The organism is Microbacterium sp. NPDC055312 (assembly GCF_053645675.1).
The window spans coordinates 312,356-330,741 of sequence record NZ_JBSHMU010000002.1; the positions used below are offsets into that span (position 1 = coordinate 312,356).

Genomic DNA, 18,386 nt, shown 5'->3' on the forward strand with positions numbered 1-18,386 from the left:
GGGCGCGCGTGGGCCGTCAGGCCGCCTTCGGGAAGAGCACGCGGAATGCGCGGACGAAGCCGTTGCCGCGGTCAGCGGGCAGATGGAAGTCCGGGTCGATGTTGACCGTCGGATGCTCTGCGGACGGGACGTGCCCACTCGCCTCAGTCGGATGTGCGCTCATGTCCCTCTCCGTTCTCATTCTCATATGATGGAATAATCGTCTTGCTATATGAAAAGACTAGGCGGAGGGTCGCCAGAGAGTCAATACCCTCTTCGTGGGACCCTCTTCGCGAGCGAGCGGTCAGCTCCACTGACCGGGCCGCGCGAGCACCCGCGACCGCACGGTCACCGTGCCGGGCGCGACCTCGGCCGTGCAGAACAGCAGCGACATCGTCGGATACCCGTGAACCCGGTTGTCGCGCACGATCGCCCTGTCGTCCTCGGGCGGGAGAGCGGCGCTCTCGGCGAGCACGTCCTCCCATCGTGACGCCCAGCCGTCAGCATCCGCGGCGGCGGCGAACCGCGGCAGCCACGTCTCGATGCGCGCGGTGCGCGGATCGTCGAGGTCGTCGTGCGCGATCATGTGCACGCCGACCGGCACGGACGTCTCGCGCAGCCGTACGCCGTCCCACGACAGCACGCGAGATCCCTGCGGCGTCACCTCGAGCAGGTTGAAGCCGTGCATCGGCAGCCGACCCTGCGGTGAGCGGCCCGCGACCGACTCCAGGGCCAGCGACCCTCGTGAGCGCACGGCGTCGTCCGGCAGGTCGAGCACGTCGGCACGGTTCAGCAGCACGGCCAGGCGCCCGGCAGCGGGATCGGCGGCGAGCCAGGCGCCACCGGCGCGGCGGTCGCGGATGCCGATCACACCGGGATGCGCGTCGGGCCACCACTCGCCGAGGTCGTCCCACGGACGATCCGGGTCCTCGTCGCGCACGGCCAGCAGCCGGGCGCCGTCGCCGGGGGAGGGGGCGACATCGATCACGACGGTGCACACGAGCACGAGTCTAAGCGCGCCCGCCGCGCAGCCGGCTGGGGCAGAATCGAACGCGTGAACATCGTCGTCGCCGTCACCGGCGGGATCGCCGCGTACAAGAGCGTGCACCTGGTGCGCCTGCTGATCAAGGCCGGTCACGAGGTCACCGTCGTGCCCACCGAAGACGCGCTGCGCTTCGTCGGCCTGCCCACCTGGGAGGCGATCAGCCGCAGGCCCGTGACGACGAGCGTGCACGAGGACGTCGCCCAGGTGCGCCACGTCGCCCTGGGGCAGGCCGCCGAGCTGGTGATCGTCGCACCGGCCACGGCGAACACGATCGCGAAGATGGCCGCGGGGCTCGCCGACGATCTGCTCGGCACCACCCTGCTCGCCACCACGGCCCCGGTCGCGATCGCTCCGGCGATGCACACCGAGATGTGGCGCCACCCGGCCACGCAGGCGAACATCGCCACGCTGCGCGACCGCGGCGTCGCCATCCTCGGACCGGGCGAGGGCGAGCTGACCGGCGGGGATTCCGGACCGGGCCGGATGCTCGAGCCCGAGCAGATCATGGCCGAGGCGCTCGCCCTGCTCGACGGAGGCCCGCAGGACAGAGACCTCGACGGGCTGCGCGTCGCCGTCTCGGCGGGCGGCACCCGCGAGCCGCTGGACCCGGTGCGCTTCCTCGGCAACCGCTCCAGCGGGCGGCAGGGCATAGCCCTCGCCCTCGCCGCGGCAGACCGGGGTGCCGAGGTGCTGCTCGTCGCCGCGCATGTCGACGGCGCGGTGCTGGCGGATGCCGAACGGCATCCGCTCATCCGCCTCGAGCACGTCGGCACCGCGGCCGAACTCGGCGACGCGATGCGCCGCGCATCGGAGGAGGCCGCCGTGATCGTGATGGCCGCCGCCGTCGCGGACTACCGCCCGGCCGACGTGTCCGATCACAAGCTCACCAAGGAGTCCGGCCCGCTCGAGAGCATCGAGCTGGTGCAGAACGAAGACATCGTGGCTCACCTGGCGGCGCGCCGGCACCCGGGTCAGGTGATCGTCGCGTTCGCCGCCGAGACCCCGGATGACGGCGACGACCTGCTCGAGCGGGCCCGCCGCAAGCGCGAGCGCAAGGGCGTCGACCTGCTCGTGGTGAACGAGGTCGGCTGGGACCGCGGGTTCGAGTCGGGCCAGAACGCCGTGCACGTGATCGGCGAGGGCGGGGTGGTGCTCGCCCGGGCATCCGGAACCAAGCGCTCGGTCGCCGACGACGTGTGGGACGTCATCGCCGACGTTCTGGCGTGAGGCGGCGGCTCAGCCGCCGATGTACGACATCTCGATGCGCTTGCGCTGCGTGCGCAGCGCCGGGGTGAGACCGGCGCGGATCTCGGAGTAGCGGTCGTCGCGTGCGCCCCAGATGGATGCCATGGCCGCAGCCAGCTCGACGTCGTCGGCGCCACCGCGCATGAGCGCCCGCAGGTCGTGGCCCTGCGAGGCGAACAGGCAGGTGAACAGCTTTCCCTCGGTCGAGATCCGCGCGCGCGTGCACGTGCCGCAGAACGCGTTGGTCACGCTGGAGATCACGCCGATCTCGCCACTGCCGTCGGCGTAGCGCCAGCGCTTCGCCGTCTCGCCGTGCACGGTCGGGGCGACCGGCTCGAGGGGGAAGACCGCGCCGACGCGCTCGATGATCTCGGCCGACGGCACGACCTCGTCGAGCGACCAGCCGTTCGTGTTGCCGACATCCATGTACTCGATGAAGCGCAGGGTGTACGGGGTGCCCTTGAAGTGCCGCGCCATGTCGATGATCTCGTCGTCGTTGACGCCGCGCTTGACGACCATGTTGAGCCGGATCGGCCCGAGGCCCGCCGCGTGTGCGGCGTCGATGCCGTCGAGCACCCGGCTCACCGGGAAGCGCACGTCGTTCATGCGCTGGAATAGCGCGTCGTCGAGCGAGTCGACCGACACCGTCACGCGCTGCAGGCCGGCCGCCTTCAGCGCCCCGGCCTTCATCCCGAGGGCGGACCCGTTGGTGGTCAGGGCCAGATCGAGCGGCTCACCGTCGGGCGTGCGGATGGCGGCGAGCTGCTCGATGAGCTGTTCGATGCCGCGTCGCAGCAGGGGCTCACCCCCGGTGAGGCGCAGCTTCTGCACGCCGTGCGCCGCGGCGACGGTGGCGATGCGCGTGATCTCCTCGAAGCTCAGCAGCTCGTCGCGATCGAGGAACGCGTAGTCGCGCCCGAAGATCTCTTTGGGCATGCAGTAGACGCAGCGGAAGTTGCAGCGGTCGGTCACCGAGATGCGAAGATCGCGCAGCGGACGACGAAGCCGGTCGGTCAGCGCGCCCGACGCGTCGGCCGGCCGGCCGTCGCCGTCGATGCGCCTGCTCGCCATGATCACGTCCTCTCGCGTGTGAAACGCTAGCACCGGATTCCCGGTCGCGGATCCGCCCGAGTGCGTATCCATTGTCGCTCGCGCGTCTTTTCCGTCGAGGGTGGAAATGGGTGTCGGAATTCTCTGGACGCCGGGAGGCGATGTTGCTATTGTCAAAACAGCCGCATATCCGACAAGTGGCTCAATTGAACAGTCAGCGGTTCGACGTATATCTCGCAGAACGATCTCACCCGGGTCCGCCTCGATAAGCCGTATCACTGCTACGTCAGCAAGGAAGCTCTCGTATGAACAGCAGTGCTATGCCCATATCCGAATCGACTGACCAGACGTCCCCCGGTCCCGCCGAGTACCTGGCCGAGGCCGTGCGGATCGCCGTCGACAACGTCCGCAACCAGGGCGGACCGTTCGGCGCCGTGGTCGTCACAGCCGATGGCCAGGTCTTCGAGGGCGTCAACCGGGTCACCGCCGATCTCGATCCCTCGGCGCACGCCGAGGTCACGGCGATCCGCAACGCGTGCCGCGGGCTCGGAACCTTCGACCTGTCGGGTGCGACGCTCTACACGAGCTGCGAGCCCTGCCCGATGTGCCTGGCCACGTCGCTGTGGGCGCGCATCGAGCGGGTGTACTTCGCCGCCGACCGCAACGACGCCGCCGACGCCGGCTTCGACGATGCGGCGTTCTACCGCTACTTCGAGGGCGACGAGGCCGACCGGGCCGTCATGCCCGTGACCGACATCGCGCTGCCGCCCGCGCAGCGCGTCGCCCCCTTCGCCGAGTGGAGCAGCACGCCCACTCGCATCGAATACTGACCCCCGACCCTTTTCGGAGCCGATGATGTCTTCACCTCTCCCTCCTTCCGCGCGCCCATCCGAGGCCGACGGATCCACTCCGGCTGACCCGACCGCCGCAGCCGACACATCCACCACAGGGGTCGTCGGCAACGACGCCGCCGGGCACTTCGCCCGGGGCGACGCGCAGCTGCCGCCCCTCGCGACCGGGGCGACGACGACCGTCGACGCCACACCCAAGAACGCCTTCGACCGGTTCTTCGAGATCACCCGACGCGGGTCGACCGTCGCACGCGAGATCCGCGGCGGCGTGGTCACCTTCGTGACGATGGCGTACATCGTCATCCTCAACCCGCTGATCCTCGGCGGCGTCACCGACGTCTCCGGCGGGGCGCTGGATGCCGCTCAGATCGGCGCCGCGACGGGCCTCACCGCCGGCGTGATGACGATCCTGTTCGGCGTGTTCGCGAAGCTGCCGTTCGCCCTCGCGGCGGGCCTCGGCATCAACTCGTTCCTCGCCGTCTCGGTCGTCGGCCAGGTCACCTGGCCCGAGGCGATGGGCCTGGTCGTGATCAACGGCCTGCTGATCGTGCTCTTCGGTGCCACCGGCATCCGCACCGCCATCTTCCGGGCGGTGCCGCAGGCGCTGAAGGCGGCGATCACCGTCGGAATCGGCCTGTTCATCGCCTTCATCGGCTTCGTCGACTCGGGCTTCGTCAACCGCACCCCGGGCGGCCCGCCCGTGCAGCTCGGCGACAACGGATCGATCACCTCGGTGCCCACGCTGATCTTCGTGTTCGGCCTGGTGCTCATCGGCATCCTGGTCGCGCGCAAGGTGCCCGGTGGCATCCTCATCGGCATCGTGATCAGCACCGTGGTGGCGCTGATCGCGCAGTCGGTGCTGAAGCTCGGGCCCTCCTTCGAGGACCCGAACGGCTGGCACATGACCATCCCCGAGCTGCCGGCCGCGTGGATCACGATCCCCGACTTCGGTCTGATCGGCCAGTTCGACCTGTTCGGCGCCTTCGGCCGCGTGGGCATGCTCTCGGCCACGATGCTCGTGTTCACGCTCGTCTTCTCGAACTTCTTCGACGCGATGGGCACGATGACCGGCCTCGCGAAGAACGCCGGGCTCGCCTACAAGGACGGCACCTTCCCGCGTCTGCGTTCGGCGTTCGTCGTCGAGGGCTTCGGCGCCGTGGCGGGCGGCGTTACCTCTACGTCGTCGAACACCGTGTACGTCGACAGCGCCTCGGGAATCGGCGAGGGCGCCCGAACGGGCCTCGCCTCGCTCGTCGTCGGCGTGCTGTTCCTGCTGTCGATGTTCGTCACTCCGCTCACCCTCGTGGTGCCGATCGAGGTGGGCTCGGCGGCCCTCGTCATCGTCGGCGCGATGATGATGTCGCAGATCCGCGAGATCAAGTTCACGAAGTTCGCGGTGGCGCTGCCGGCGTTCCTCACCATCGTGACCATGCCGCTGACCTACTCGATCGCGAACGGCATCGGGGTGGGCTTCATCTCGTGGGCGCTCGTGAACGCCTTCTCCGGTCGTGCCCGCAAGGTGCACTGGCTGATGTGGATCGTCGCCGCCGGCTTCGCGCTGTATTTCGTGCGCGGTCCGATCGAGGCGATGCTCGCAGGCTGAGTGCCGCAGCCGAAAAGGCCCCGATTCTCGCTTCGAGGATCGGGGCCTTTCTGTGTGCGCGGGGTGCTTTTCGAGTGCGTGGGAAAGGGTGCCCCGCGCCATTCCTGTGCAGGGCGGATTATTCTTTCTCCGAATTGTCGCATTGCGGAATTCCGGAATGCGTTGCACGCATTCCGGAATTCCGTGGAATGTCATTCCGCCGGCAGCGGCGCCGCCTCCTCGATGAGCTGCAGGATGCGCGCGGCAACGCTCACCGCGATGACGGCGGGCTGCTTGCCCGCCACCTCGGGGACGCCGATGGGAGTGGTCACACGGGCGAACTCGTCGTCGGTGTGACCGAGCTCGCGGAGCTTCTTGCGGAACCTCGCCCACTTCGACGCTGAGCCGATCAGGCCGATGGACCCGAGCCCGGGTGTGCGCAGCGACTGGTCGACGATCGCGAGATCCTCGACGTGGTCGTGCGTCATCACGAGCACATGGGCCCCGGCCGGGATGTCCAGCAGGGCCGACTCGGGAACCGGCGCGTGATGCGGCTGGATGCCCGCCACGGCGTCGGTCGTGGCCGGCGCGAGACGGGCCGGGTCGAGCATCTCGGCGCGGGAGTCGACGAGATGCAGCGACAGCTCGTGCCGCGACAGGATGCGCGCGAGCTCCAGGCCCACGTGCCCCATGCCGAACACGGCCACCGACGGCACCACGCGAACAGGTTCGAGCATGATCGTCACCTCTCCTCCGCAGCACTGCACGCCGTACTCGGTCGTCGCCTTGTCGCTCAGCGTCAGCGTCAGCAGCTGGGGCTCGGCCGTGCCCGAGGCGAGCATCTCGCGGGCGCGATCGGTGGCGGTCGCCTCGAGGTTCCCGCCACCGATCGTGCCGAACCGATCACTGGGCGAGATGACCATCTTCGCGCCGCCGTTGCGGGGCGCGTGTCCGCGCACCATCGCCAGCGTCACGATCACCGCGGGTGTGCGGCTCTCGCGCAGCGCCTGCAGGGCATCCAGCCAGTCGACCATGTCAGACCGCTGCGAGCTCGGGTGCAGGCTCCGCCGCGCCGTGCGCCGCGCGGGCGGCCTCGACCGCCCAGTACACCGCCTCCGGCGTCGCCGGCGAGGCCAGATCGACCGAGTGCCCGGCCGGGCCGAAGGCCGCGACCGCATCGCGCAGCGCCTCGCGGGCGCTGAACGCGAGCATGAACGGCGGCTCGCCCACGGCCTTCGAACCGTAGACCGCGCCGTCCTCACGGGCGTTCTGGAACAGTCGGACGGCGAACTCCTCGGGCATCTCCGAGAAGCTCGGCAGCTTGTAGGTCGACGCCGACTGGGTCTGCAGGCGGCCGCGGTGCGGGCCGTCGGTGACATCCCACCGCAGGTCCTCGAGTGTCAGCCAGCCCATGCCCTGCACGTACGCACCCTCGATCTGGCCGATGTCGAGCATCGGCGAGAGCGAGTCGCCCACGTCGTGCACGATGTCGACGCGGCGGATGCGGTACGCGCCGGTGAAGCGATCGATCTCGACCTCGGTCGCCGCCGCGCCGTACGCGAAGTACTTGAACGGCGAGCCGTGCATGGTCTCGGGGTTCCAGTGCAGGCCGGCCGTGCGGTAGTAGCCCGCCGCGAACAGCTGCACGCGCTGGAAGTACGCCGCCTTCGCGACCTCGGCGAAGGTCAGCCTCTCGGACTTGCCGAGCCCGGTCACGTAGCCGCCGGCGAAGCGCACGTCGCGCTCGTCTACGCCGAGCAGGCGCCCGGCGACGGCGGCCATGCGCTCGCGGATCTGTTCGCACGCGTTCTTCACGGCCCCGCCGTTCAGGTCCGCTCCCGACGACGCGGCCGTGGCCGACGTGTTCGGCACCTTGTCGGTGCGCGTGGGGGCGAGGCGCACCTGGTGCAGCTCGAGACCCAGCGCCGTGGCCGCGATCTGCAGCATCTTGGTGTGCAGGCCCTGGCCCATCTCGGTGCCGCCGTGGTTGACCAGCACTGAGCCGTCCTTGTAGACGTGCACGAGCGCGCCGGCCTGGTTGAACGCGGCGAAGTTGAACGAGATGCCGAACTTGATCGGCGTCATCGAGATGGCGCGCTTCACGTCGGGGTTCGCGGCGTTGAACGCGTCGATCTCGGCCCGCCGCTGCGCGATCGACGCCTCGTCGGCGAGCTGATCCCAGATGGTCGGCATCCGCTCGGCATCCTTCACCGGCTGGCCGTACGGGGTGCTCTGACCCGGCTGATAGAAGTTGCGGCGACGCAGCTCGAGCGGATCGATGCCGAGCGACGGGGCGACCCGGCCGAGGATGTCCTCGATGAGGAACACACCCTGCGGTCCGCCGAAGCCGCGGTACGCGGTGTTCGACTGCTTGTTGGTCTTCGCGATCTGCCCGTAGGCATGCACGTTCGGGATCCAGTAGGCATTGTCGAGGTGGCACAGCGCACGGCCGAGCACGGGCTCGGACAGGTCGATCGACCAGCCTCCGTCGGCGGTGAGCACAGCGTCGAGTGCCTGCAGCATGCCGTCCTCGTCGAGGCCGACCTTCCAGCTGATGTGGAACGGATGCCGCTTGCCGGTCATCGTGAGATCCTGCGTGCGGTTCAGGCGCACGCGCACCGGACGGCCGGTGAGCTTCGCGCCGAGCGCCGCGATGGCGGCGAAGCCGTGCGGCTGCATCTCCTTGCCGCCGAAGCCGCCGCCCATGCGCAGGCACTGCACGGTGATCTCGTTGGCGGGGATGCCCAGCACGTGCGAGACCAGGTCCTGCGTCTCGGTCGGATGCTGGGTGGAGCACTGGATGAAGTACTGCCCCTCGGAGTCGCGCACGGCGAACGACGCGTGCGTCTCGAGGTAGAAGTGCTCTTGACCGGCGAACTCGGTGACGCCTTCGAAGACGTGCGCCGATGCGGCGAGACCCGCAGCCGCGTCGCCGCGGGCCACCGTGCGCGGCGTGCCCATGAACGATCCGGCCTCGATGGCGTCGTGCACCGTGATCAGCGACGGGAGCTCGTCGTACTCGACCTTCACCCGTTCGGCCCCGAGGCGCGCGGCCTCGGTCGTCTCGCCGAGCACCCACACCAGCGCGTGCCCGTAGAACATCGCCTCGCTCGGGAAGAGCGGCTCGTCGTTGCGGATGCCGGCGTCGTTCAGGCCCGGCACGTCGTCGGCGGTGAGCACGCGCACGACGCCGGGCACGTCGTAGGCTCCCGAGACGTCGATGCTCACGCGCGCGTGCGCGCTGGTGGACTGCACCGGCCAGGCGGTGAGCGCACCGTGGGTCAGTGTGGCGATGTCGTCGGTGTACATCGCCGCTCCGGTCACGTGCAGCGCCGCACTCTCGTGCACCGCGCTCTGTCCGACGACGGGGTTCTCCGGGCGGTCGGCGAGAGCACTCATGCCGACACCTCCTTCGACTGGATGACGGTCTGGCTGTAGAACTTCAGCAGGGCGGAGCCCAGCATGTGCGCGCGGTAGTCGCCGCTGGCGCGGTGGTCGGACATCGGGGTGCCCTCGGACTGCAGCACCGCGGACGCCGCCTTGATCGTGGCGATGTTCCACGGCTTGCCGATCAGCGCCTCCTCGGTGGCGGTGGCGCGCAGCGGGGTGGCGGCGACGCCGCCCAGGCCGATACGGGCGGAGGTGACCGTGCCGCCCGTGATGTCGAACGCGAAGCCGAGCGCGACCGACGAGATGTCGTCGAAGCGGCGCTTGGAGATCTTGTGGAACGCGGTGTACTCCGCGAGCGGCAACGGGATGCGCACCGCGGTGATCAGCTCGTCCTTCGCGCGCACGGTCTGCCGGTAGCCGGTGAAGTACTCGGCCAGCGGCACCTCGCGCTCGCCGTCGGCGGATGCCAGCACCAGCCTCGCGTCCAGGGCGAGCAGCGCCGGCGGGGTGTCGCCGATCGGCGAGCCGGTGCCGAGGTTGCCGCCGATGGTGCCGCGGTTGCGGATGAGGCGGGACGCGAACTGCGGGAACAGCTTGGCGAGCAGCGGCACGCGGCCGTCGAGACGGCGTTCGATGTCGGACAGCGGCAGAGCCGCGCCGATCTCGATCATCTCGTCGGTCACGGTGAGTGCGCGCAGCTCGTCGAGCTGGTCGATCGTGACGACGAAGGAGGCGCGGCGACCGCGGAGGTTGACCTCGACACCCCAATCCGTCGACCCGGCGACGATCAGGGCATCCGGCTCGTCGCGCAGCAGACGCAGGGCCTCGGCGAGGGTGGCCGGGCGGACGAAGCGCGCGCCCGCGACTTCGGCATCCGTCGCGACGGATGCGGGCGCGGGCTGCGCCAGGCGCTGCTGCAGCGGATCATCCTGCTCGGGAGAGCCGAGCGAGTACGCCGCGTCGCGAATGGGGCGGTACCCGGTGCAGCGGCACAGGTTGCCGCTGAGGGCATGCAGATCGAACCCGTTGGGGCCGGCCTCGAGGCCGTCGTCGTCGGGTCCTTCGCCGTACTGCTGCTCGCCGTCGTGAGCGGGGCAGCCGTCGCCGCGCTCCGGGCGGTAGTACTCCGCGGCCATGCTGCACGCGAATCCCGGAGTGCAGTAGCCGCACTGCGAGCCGCCGGCCTCGGCGAGCTTCTGCTGCACCGGATGCAGGTTCTCGACCCCGCCGAGCCCCTCGGCGGTCACGATCTCCTGTCCGTCGAGCGCGTAGACCGGCACGAGGCACGCGTTGACCGGCGTCCAGCGGGTGGTGCCGTCGTCGTCGGGGGTGGCGACCATCATGGCGCAGGCGCCGCACTCGCCTTCGGCGCAGCCCTCCTTGCTGCCGGGCAGCCCGCCGTCGCGCAGCCAGTCCAGCGCGGTGGTGTGGGTGGCGACACCGTCGAGCGGGCGGCTGTGCCCGTTCACGGTGACCGTGATGTCAGTCATTGTGTCTCTCCTCGGGTGTGACGCGGCGGCGTCTGGCGCACGCTGCGTGCGTGCCGGCGGGGATTCCGAGGGTGAGCGCCGCCGCGATCGCGTCCGGCGATCGCATCGACGTCGTGCGTGGTCGCGCTGATCTCAGGCGAGCCGTCGACGAAACCTCGGAATCGGTGTGAAGCGCGATTCCGTGGGCGGCTGCTCAGGCGCCGTGGGCGTACCAGTTCCCCCACGCGGTGGAACTCTCAACGGGGGCGGTGGCGTGAACGTGAACGTACTGCAGCATCGCGGCCCCTCTCTGCGCTGAGTTGAGGAGAATCCTCATGGTGTCGGTCAGTGTAATCCGCCGCTTCGGCTTCGGTCAAGGCAGGCGGCTTGCCCTTCGCCAGTCCTGCACGTAAACTTGAGTCGACACAACTCAAGTTTGAATGAGTCTCCCTCCAGGAGGAACGAATGTCCAACCAGGCACAGTCTGAAGAGCAGCAGAGCGCCCTCGAGCAGTTCGGCATCAACCTCACGGATCGCGCCCGTCAGGGCAAGCTCGATCCGGTGATCGGCCGCGACAGCGAGATCCGTCGTGTGAGCCAGGTGCTGACCCGGCGCACGAAGAACAACCCCGTGCTCATCGGCGAGCCCGGCGTCGGCAAGACCGCCGTCGTCGAGGGGCTCGCGCAGCGCATCGTCGCAGGAGACGTCGCCGAGTCGCTCAAGGACAAAGAACTCGTCTCGCTCGACATCTCCGCGCTCGTCGCGGGTGCCATGTACCGCGGCCAGTTCGAGGAGCGCCTCAAGAGCGTGCTGAAGGAGATCACCGAGTCCGACGGCAAGGTCATCACCTTCATCGACGAGCTGCACGTGCTCATGGGCGCGGGCGGCGGCGAGGGGTCGGTCGCGGCATCCAACATGCTCAAGCCCATGCTCGCCCGCGGCGAGCTGCGCATGATCGGCGCCACCACCCTCAACGAGTACCGCGAGTTCATCGAGAAGGATGCCGCGCTCGAGCGCCGCTTCCAGCAGGTGTACGTCGGCGAGCCGAGCGTGGAGGACACGGTCGCGATCCTGCGCGGACTCAAGGGGCGGTACGAAGCGCACCACGGGGTCACGATCTCGGACACCGCGCTCGTGGCATCCGCCGCCCTGTCGAACCGCTACCTGCCCAGCCGGCAGCTGCCCGACAAGGCGATCGACCTGATCGACGAGGCCATGTCGCGGCTGAAGATGGAGATCGACTCGTCGCCCGTCGAGATCGACGAGCTCAAGCGCCAGGTCGACCGGATGAGGCTGGAAGAGCTCGCCCTGAAGAAGGAGAAGGACCCCGCGTCGAAGGAGCGGCTGGCCGCGCTGCGCGAGCAGATGGCCGGCCTCGAGAGCCAGCTCGGCGAGCTCGAAGCGCGCTGGGCGCGCGAGCGTCAGGGTCTGAACCGCGTCGGCGAGCTGAAGAAGAAACTCGACGAGGCGACGACGCAGCGCGACCTGGCGATGCGCGAGGGCGACTACACGAAGGCGTCCAAGCTCGAGTACGAGACCATTCGCCGTCTGAACGCCGAGATCGCCGAGGCCGAGCAGGCCGAGCAGGCCGTGTCGGACGAGGGCCGCATGGTCAACGAGCAGGTCACCGAAGAGGACATCGCGGCGGTGATCGCCGCGTGGACCGGCATCCCGGTCGGCCGTCTGCTGCAGGGCGAGAGCGAGAAGCTGCTGCATCTCGAGAGCGAACTCGGTCGCCGTCTGATCGGTCAGAAGGACGCGGTCAAGGCGGTGTCGGATGCCGTGCGGCGCTCGCGCGCCGGCATCAGCGATCCCGGCCGCCCGACCGGATCGTTCCTGTTCCTCGGCCCGACCGGTGTCGGCAAGACCGAGCTGGCCAAGGCGCTCGCCGCGTTCCTGTTCGACGACGAGCACGCGATGGTGCGCATCGACATGAGCGAGTACGGCGAGAAGCACTCGGTCTCGCGTCTGGTCGGCGCCCCTCCCGGCTACGTCGGCTACGAGCAGGGCGGCCAGCTGACCGAGGCCGTGCGCCGGCGCCCCTACAGCGTGGTGCTGCTCGATGAGGTCGAGAAGGCGCATCCCGAGGTGTTCGACGTGCTGCTGCAGGTGCTCGACGACGGGCGCCTGACCGATGGGCAGGGGCGCACGGTCGACTTCTCGAACGTCATCCTCATCCTCACCTCGAACATCGGCTCGCCGATCCTCATCGATCCGGTGATGTCGGCAGACGAGAAGCGCGAGGCGGTGATGACGCTCGTGCGGCAGTCGTTCCGCCCCGAGTTCCTGAACCGTCTCGACGACATCGTCATGTTCTCGGCGCTCTCGCACGACGATCTCGCGCAGATCGTCGAGCTCGCGGTCGACGGCCTGCAGCGTCGGCTCTCCGATCGCCGGCTCACGCTGGCGGTGACTCCGGATGCCAGGGCCTGGCTGGCCGAGCGCGGCTACGACCCGGTGTTCGGCGCGCGCCCGCTGCGCCGGCTCATCCAGACCGAGGTGCAGAACCGCCTCGCGACAGCGCTGCTCTCGGGCGGCGTGCGCGACGGCGACACGGTGCGGGTCGAGGTCGCGGCCGACGGAAGCGGCCTGACGCTCACGGCGGACAGAGCCGACACCTGACCGCCATCCCGCCGAGAAACCGCATTCCGCAAGAGAAACCACGTCTGAGCGGGTTTCTCTTGCGGGGTGTGGTTTCTCACGTTCGCGGTGACGAGAGGATTTCACAACGTGAAAGAGTGTCTTCGATGCTCGGAAAACGTGCTGACCTATCTGAGGGTGCGTGTGTGACTCGCTGCTCGTGCGGCATCGCTGATCAGACACCATCCGACACCTGATAACCGAATCAGCCCGACACGACGAAGAGGTCGACATGACGAAACAGAAGACACAGGCAACCCTCCGCCCCGAAGACGAGCGCCTGTCCATCGGAGCCACCTTCGGGTACGGGCTCCAGCATGTGCTCACGATGTACGGCGGCATCATCGCCCCGCCGCTGATCATCGGGCAGATCGCGGGCCTGAGCCCCGCCGAGATCGGCGTGCTCATCGCGTCGTGCCTGTTCATGGGCGGTCTGGCCACCATCCTGCAGACCGTCGGCATCCCGTTCTTCGGCTCGCAGCTGCCGCTCGTGCAGGGCGTGTCGTTCGCCGGCGTCGCGACGATGGGCGCGATCGTGACGAACGGCGGCGGGCTGCCGTCGGTGTTCGGATCGGTGATAGCGGCATCCGTCATCGGCCTGCTGATCGCCCCGGTCTTCGCGATGGTGATCCGGTTCTTCCCGCCGGTCGTCACCGGTGTCGTGATCACGACCATCGGCCTCACCCTGCTGCCGGTCGCCGCCCGCTGGGCGATGGGCGGCAACTCCGACGCCGCCGACTTCGGCGCGCCCGAGAACCTGCTGCTGGCGTTCGTCACGCTGCTGTTCGTGCTGATCCTCAGCAAGGTGCCGGTCGGGGCCGTCTCGCGCCTGTCGATCCTGCTCGCCATCGTCGCCGGCACGATCTTCGCCGCCTTCCTCGGACGCGTCGACTTCTCGCAGGTCGGCGAGGGTGCCATCTTCGCCTTCCCGACCCCGTTCGCGTTCGGCTGGCCGACGTTCGAGGTCGCCGCGATCATCTCGATGTTCATCGTGATCCTCGTGACCCTCACCGAGACCACCGCCGACATCCTCGCCGTGGGCGAGATCGTGGGCACCAAGGTCGACAAGAAGCGCATCGCCGACGGACTGCGCGCCGACATGCTCTCCAGCGCCGTCTCGCCCGTGTTCGGCACCTTCACCCAGTCGGCGTTCGCGCAGAACGTCGGTCTGGTCGCCATCACGGGTGTGAAGAGCCGCTTCGTCGTCACCGCCGGTGGTGTGGTGCTCGTCGTCCTCGGTCTGCTGCCGGTGCTGGGCCGCGTGGTCGGCGAGATCCCCTCGCCGGTGCTGGGTGGCGCGGGCATCGTGCTGTTCGGCTCGGTCGCCGCATCCGGCATCCGCACCCTGGCCAAGGTCGACTACCGCGGCAACATGAATCTCATCATCGTGGCGTCGTCGCTCGGCATCGGCATGCTGCCGATCGCCGCGCCCACGATCTACGACCAGATGCCCGACTGGTTCAACACGATCTTCCACTCCGGCATCAGCTCGGCGGCGGTCGCCGCGATCTTCCTCAACCTGCTGTTCAACCACGTCGGCGCTCGCCGCTCGAAGGGGGCCAGCACCCTGGCCGCGGCGCCCACGCGCAGCATCCCGGTGCAGTACCTTGACGCGCTCGAGGACGGCGACTCCGTCGTCGACGGCAAGATCGTCGACCGTGAGGGCCAGGAAGTTCCCGTGCGGGCGCCGGAGCACTGACACTCGACATCCTGACATCCCCGCGAGACTTCACCTCCGGCACGAGACCTGCGCACGCGCGCCCGGTCTCATGCTGGAAGTGAAGTCTCGCGGCGTTCTGCAGCGCAGTTCAGTCGTGCGTCGAGGTCTGCCAGCCTGACGGGCCGGTGGAGCCGGCGGGGTACTCGTCGAGCGGCGTCTCGCCGCGAGCCCAGGCATCCCGCACCGGCTGGATGATCCGCCAGCACTGCTCGGCCTCATCCGCCCGCACCGACAGGGCGACATCGCCGTCGAGCAGCTCGTCGAGCACCTCCTCGTACGAGCGCTGCTGCCCGGCGCCCAGCTCCGCGACGAGATCTTCGTCGCGCAGGGCGAACGGGTCATCGCCGCCCGTCATGTGCAGCCGCAGGTGCATCTCGTCCGGACCGAGCGAGAACGTGAGGCGCCCGCCGTCGGCCGGTGTGCCGTTCAGCCCCGGCGGCACGTGCCGCACCGGCTTGAACGTCACGATGATCTCCGAGCGCTTGCGCTCGAGTGCCTTGCCCGAGCGCAGAGTGAACGGCACCCCGGCCCAGCGATCGCTGGCCACCTCGAAGACGACCTCGGCGAGCGTCTCGGTCTGTCGCGAGTCGTCGACTCCCTCCTCGTCGCGGTAGGACGGCAGCTCACGCGAGCCCCCGTCGGCGAGCTGCTGCACGCCGGCGGTGTACTGCGCGCGCCGTGAGAAGCGAGCCGGATCGTCGTGCATCACGTGCGTGGCGCGCAGCACCTCCGCCTTCGCATCGCGCAGATCGCGCTCGCCGAGTGTGGCGGGCGGGTCCATCGCGAGCAGGGCGAGCACCTGCAGCAGGTGGCTCTGGATCATGTCGATCATCGCGCCGGCCCTGTCGTAGTAGCGGGCGCGTCCCTCGAGGGCGACGGATTCATCGAACCGGATCAGCACCTCCTGGATGTGCTCGGCAGACCACACCGGCTCCCAGATGCGGTTGGCCAGCCGCACGCCGAGCAGGTTGAGCAGGGTGGACCGGCCGAGGAAGTGGTCGACGCGGAAGATCTGCTTCTCGGGAACCAGGGCGAGCAGCTTCTCGTTCAGCTCGCGGGCGGTCGCCTCGTCCTGCCCGAACGGCTTCTCCATCGCGAGCACCGTGCCCTCGGGCAGCGTCAGGCCGGTCATCGCATCGATCGCGGCGGCGGTGACTGCCGGGGGCAGGGCGAAGTAGAGCACGGTATGCGGGTCGAGGGTGTCGACGAGCGATGCCACGGCCGACGCATCGGTCACATCGGCCTGGATGTAGTCGGCGATGGCGACGTGATCCAGTGCCCGGGGCGAGTCGGAGAACGCCTTCTCGACCGTGGCGCGCCAGGTCTCGGCATCCCCCTTCTCGGTGCCCGACCCGCGCAGGGTCACCCGCCGCTTGTGCTCCTTGCCGAGCAGAGACGCGAGCGAGGGCAGCAGCAGGCGCGAGGTGAGATCGCCGGTCGCGCCGAGGATGAAGAGTGTTCTGGTCGTCGACATGGCACTGAGGGTAGTCGCCGCCGAACCGCGCGCAAGGGGGGTGGAGCCGGTCGGGCGGCGATGCCAGACTGCGGATGTGGTGACGCCGATCGAGGATTACGCCCTGCTCAGCAACTGCCGTACAGCGGCACTCGTGTCGCGAGAGGGCAGCATCGACTGGCTGTGCCTGCCGCGACTCGACTCGCCCAGCACCTTCGCCGCCCTGCTGGGCGACGAATCGCACGGGCGGTGGATGCTGCGTCCCGACGATCCGGATGCCACGGCCACCCGTCATTACGATCGCGACACCTTCGTGCTGATCACCCGCTGGCAGAGCGGTGACGCGGTCGCTGAAGTGCACGACTTCATGCCCATCGATCCCGATCCGGGCGTGCAGATCCGGCGGACGGACGTCGTGCGCCGCATCGTCGGGGTCGCCGGGGAGATGACGTTCACGCAGAGCCTGCGCATCCGCTTCGACTACTCCCGTGCCATGCCGTGGGTGCGGCAGATGGGCACCGACGACGAGCCGCAGCTGGTCGCCATGGCGGGTCCCGACGCGCTGGTGGTGCTTGGGGCGCGTCTGACGGCCGCCGATCACGAGCACCGCGGCGAGGTGCGCGTCGCCGCGGACGAGGTGCGCGATCTGCAGCTGGCGTGGTTCCCGTCGCATCGTCCGGCGCCGGACCCGCTCGACGTGGACGAGGTGCTCGGGTCGACGAAGAAGTGGTGGCAGAGCTGGGCCGACACGATCGAGCACTCTGGACCTCATCACGAGAAGGTGGTGCGGTCGCTGCTCATCCTGCGCGCTCTCACCAATCACGAGACCGGGGGTATCGCCGCGGCGGCGACCATGGCGCTGCCCGAGGAGATCGGCGGCGAGCGCAACTGGGACTACCGCTACGTCTGGCTGCGCGACGCGGCGCTCACACTCGAGGCGCTGCTCGACCACGGCTTCCTCGGACTCGCCGACAGCTGGCGCGAGTGGCTGCTGCGCGCGGTGGCCGGTGATCCGGCGGATCTGCAGATCATGTACGGCCTGGCGGGTGAGCGGGATCTGTTCGAGCGCGAGCTCGGCGCGCTACCCGGCTATGCCGGGTCGTCGCCGGTGCGCGTCGGCAACGGCGCGTGGTCGCAGTACCAGGCCGATGTGGTGGGCGAAGTGCTGGTGACCCTGTCGGCCGCGCGCACGGCGGGCCTGGTCGAGAGCGCCTTCTCGTGGCCGCTCGAGCGCAGCCTGCTGCGGTTCGCGGCCGATCAGATCGACCATCCGGATCACGGCCTCTGGGAGATCCGCGGGCCTGCGCGCATGTTCACCCATTCCCGGGTGATGATGTGGGCGGCTTTCGACCGCGGTGTGCGGGCGGTCGAGGATCACGGCCTGCCCGGCGCGGTCAAGACGTGGCGGACGCTGCGCGACCGGCTCCGAGACGAGATCGACTCGCGCGGTGTCCGCGACGGGCACTTCACGCAGCACTACGACACCGACGAGGTGGATGCGTCGCTGCTGCTGCTTCCGGAGGTCGGCTACTGCCGACCCGACGACAAGCGGATGCTCGCGACGGTCGACCGCATCGAGAAGACGCTCATGCACGACGGTCTGCTGCACCGGTACCGCACGCAGAGCGGTGTCGACGGTCTGGCGGGGGCGGAGAGTCCGTTCCTCGCGTGCTCGTTCTGGCTCGTCGAGCAGTACGCGAGCACCGGGCGCCGTGACGAGGCGGTCGAGCTGATGGATCGGCTCTGCTCGCTGACCAATGACGTCGGGATGCTCGCCGAGGAGTACGACCCGATCGCCGGGCGCCAGCTGGGCAACACCCCGCAGGCGTTCTCGCACCTCGCGTTGGTGCGCGCCGCAGACGCCCTGAACGACAGCGAGTGCCGGCCCCGCTGACCGGCGGCGTGCGCGAGCCCCGCTGACGACGAGAGCGCCGACCCTCGGGAGGGACGGCGCTCTCGACA

Annotated in this window: 13 protein-coding genes; 6 read left to right on the top strand and 7 right to left on the bottom strand. The window is 69.3% G+C overall.

Annotation, left to right across the window (positions count from 1 at the left end; genetic code table 11):
• Window positions 1-16: 16 nt before the first annotated feature.
• Together ACWIDW_RS05880 and ACWIDW_RS05885 are read right to left on the bottom strand one after the other, a co-directional pair.
• Complete coding sequence (locus ACWIDW_RS05880) at window positions 17-163, bottom strand: hypothetical protein (RefSeq protein WP_454123711.1); 147 nt, start codon at window positions 161-163, stop codon at window positions 17-19.
• Between the two features lie 120 nt (window positions 164-283).
• Complete coding sequence (locus ACWIDW_RS05885; RefSeq protein ID WP_454123712.1) at window positions 284-979, bottom strand: NRDE family protein; 696 nt, start codon at window positions 977-979, stop codon at window positions 284-286.
• 54 nt (window positions 980-1,033) lie between these two features.
• On the opposite strand from ACWIDW_RS05885, the gene coaBC reads away from it, so the two are divergent.
• Window positions 1,034-2,251, top strand: a complete 1,218-nt coding sequence (gene coaBC / locus ACWIDW_RS05890) for a bifunctional phosphopantothenoylcysteine decarboxylase/phosphopantothenate--cysteine ligase CoaBC (RefSeq protein ID WP_454123714.1) — start codon at window positions 1,034-1,036, stop codon at window positions 2,249-2,251.
• Between the two features lie 9 nt (window positions 2,252-2,260).
• Here coaBC and moaA read toward each other — a convergent pair whose 3' ends face one another.
• Entirely contained in the window at window positions 2,261-3,340 is a 1,080-nt protein-coding gene (gene moaA / locus ACWIDW_RS05895) for a GTP 3',8-cyclase MoaA (protein ID WP_454123716.1), read from the bottom strand.
• 299 nt (window positions 3,341-3,639) lie between these two features.
• Here moaA and ACWIDW_RS05900 point away from each other — a divergent pair, with 299 nt between their 5' ends.
• Together ACWIDW_RS05900 and ACWIDW_RS05905 are read left to right on the top strand one after the other, a co-directional pair.
• Entirely contained in the window at window positions 3,640-4,149 is a 510-nt protein-coding gene (locus ACWIDW_RS05900) for a nucleoside deaminase (protein WP_454123717.1), read from the top strand.
• A gap of 25 nt (window positions 4,150-4,174) precedes the next feature.
• On the top strand, window positions 4,175-5,773 hold the full coding sequence (locus tag ACWIDW_RS05905) for an NCS2 family permease (protein ID WP_454123718.1): 1,599 nt from the start codon (window positions 4,175-4,177) through the stop codon (window positions 5,771-5,773).
• 191 nt (window positions 5,774-5,964) lie between these two features.
• Here the strand turns inward: ACWIDW_RS05905 and xdhC are convergent, their stop codons facing one another.
• Genes xdhC through ACWIDW_RS05920 form a run of 3 tightly spaced genes read right to left on the bottom strand, consistent with a single transcriptional unit; the run spans window position 5,965 to window position 10,632 of the window.
• A complete protein-coding gene (xdhC, locus tag ACWIDW_RS05910; protein ID WP_454123719.1) occupies window positions 5,965-6,786 on the bottom strand; it encodes a xanthine dehydrogenase accessory protein XdhC in 822 nt (273 codons plus the stop codon).
• A gap of 1 nt (window position 6,787) precedes the next feature.
• A complete protein-coding gene (gene xdhB / locus ACWIDW_RS05915; protein WP_454123720.1) occupies window positions 6,788-9,151 on the bottom strand; it encodes a xanthine dehydrogenase molybdopterin binding subunit in 2,364 nt (787 codons plus the stop codon).
• Window positions 9,148-10,632 carry a xanthine dehydrogenase small subunit gene (locus ACWIDW_RS05920; protein ID WP_454123722.1) on the bottom strand — a complete coding sequence of 495 codons (1,485 nt, stop codon included), beginning with the start codon at window positions 10,630-10,632 and terminating at the stop codon, window positions 9,148-9,150. The genes xdhB and ACWIDW_RS05920 overlap by 4 nt, the downstream gene beginning before the upstream one ends.
• Window positions 10,633-11,076: 444 nt before the next feature.
• Here ACWIDW_RS05920 and ACWIDW_RS05925 point away from each other — a divergent pair, with 444 nt between their 5' ends.
• Complete coding sequence (locus tag ACWIDW_RS05925; RefSeq protein ID WP_454123724.1) at window positions 11,077-13,233, top strand: ATP-dependent Clp protease ATP-binding subunit; 2,157 nt, start codon at window positions 11,077-11,079, stop codon at window positions 13,231-13,233.
• Between the two features lie 250 nt (window positions 13,234-13,483).
• Window positions 13,484-14,950: a nucleobase:cation symporter-2 family protein gene (locus tag ACWIDW_RS05930; RefSeq protein WP_454123726.1), complete on the top strand. Its 1,467-nt coding sequence runs from the start codon at window positions 13,484-13,486 to the stop codon at window positions 14,948-14,950.
• A gap of 109 nt (window positions 14,951-15,059) precedes the next feature.
• Here the strand turns inward: ACWIDW_RS05930 and ACWIDW_RS05935 are convergent, their stop codons facing one another.
• Complete coding sequence (locus ACWIDW_RS05935) at window positions 15,060-16,445, bottom strand: glucose-6-phosphate dehydrogenase (RefSeq protein ID WP_454123727.1); 1,386 nt, start codon at window positions 16,443-16,445, stop codon at window positions 15,060-15,062.
• Between the two features lie 76 nt (window positions 16,446-16,521).
• Here ACWIDW_RS05935 and ACWIDW_RS05940 point away from each other — a divergent pair, with 76 nt between their 5' ends.
• A complete protein-coding gene (locus ACWIDW_RS05940; protein WP_454123728.1) occupies window positions 16,522-18,318 on the top strand; it encodes a glycoside hydrolase family 15 protein in 1,797 nt (598 codons plus the stop codon).
• Window positions 18,319-18,386: the final 68 nt, after the last annotated feature.

Coding starts and splice junctions, on each gene's coding strand:
- ACWIDW_RS05880 (WP_454123711.1), bottom strand. CDS start 163: ATGAGCGCACATCCGACTGAGGCGAGTGGGCACGTCCCGTCCGCAGAG.
- moaA (WP_454123716.1), bottom strand. CDS start 3,340: ATGGCGAGCAGGCGCATCGACGGCGACGGCCGGCCGGCCGACGCGTCG.
- ACWIDW_RS05900 (WP_454123717.1), top strand. CDS start 3,640: ATGCCCATATCCGAATCGACTGACCAGACGTCCCCCGGTCCCGCCGAG.
- ACWIDW_RS05905 (WP_454123718.1), top strand. CDS start 4,175: ATGTCTTCACCTCTCCCTCCTTCCGCGCGCCCATCCGAGGCCGACGGA.
- xdhC (WP_454123719.1), bottom strand. CDS start 6,786: ATGGTCGACTGGCTGGATGCCCTGCAGGCGCTGCGCGAGAGCCGCACA.
- xdhB (WP_454123720.1), bottom strand. CDS start 9,151: ATGAGTGCTCTCGCCGACCGCCCGGAGAACCCCGTCGTCGGACAGAGC.
- ACWIDW_RS05920 (WP_454123722.1), bottom strand. CDS start 10,632: ATGACTGACATCACGGTCACCGTGAACGGGCACAGCCGCCCGCTCGAC.
- ACWIDW_RS05925 (WP_454123724.1), top strand. CDS start 11,077: ATGTCCAACCAGGCACAGTCTGAAGAGCAGCAGAGCGCCCTCGAGCAG.
- ACWIDW_RS05930 (WP_454123726.1), top strand. CDS start 13,484: ATGACGAAACAGAAGACACAGGCAACCCTCCGCCCCGAAGACGAGCGC.
- ACWIDW_RS05935 (WP_454123727.1), bottom strand. CDS start 16,445: ATGTCGACGACCAGAACACTCTTCATCCTCGGCGCGACCGGCGATCTC.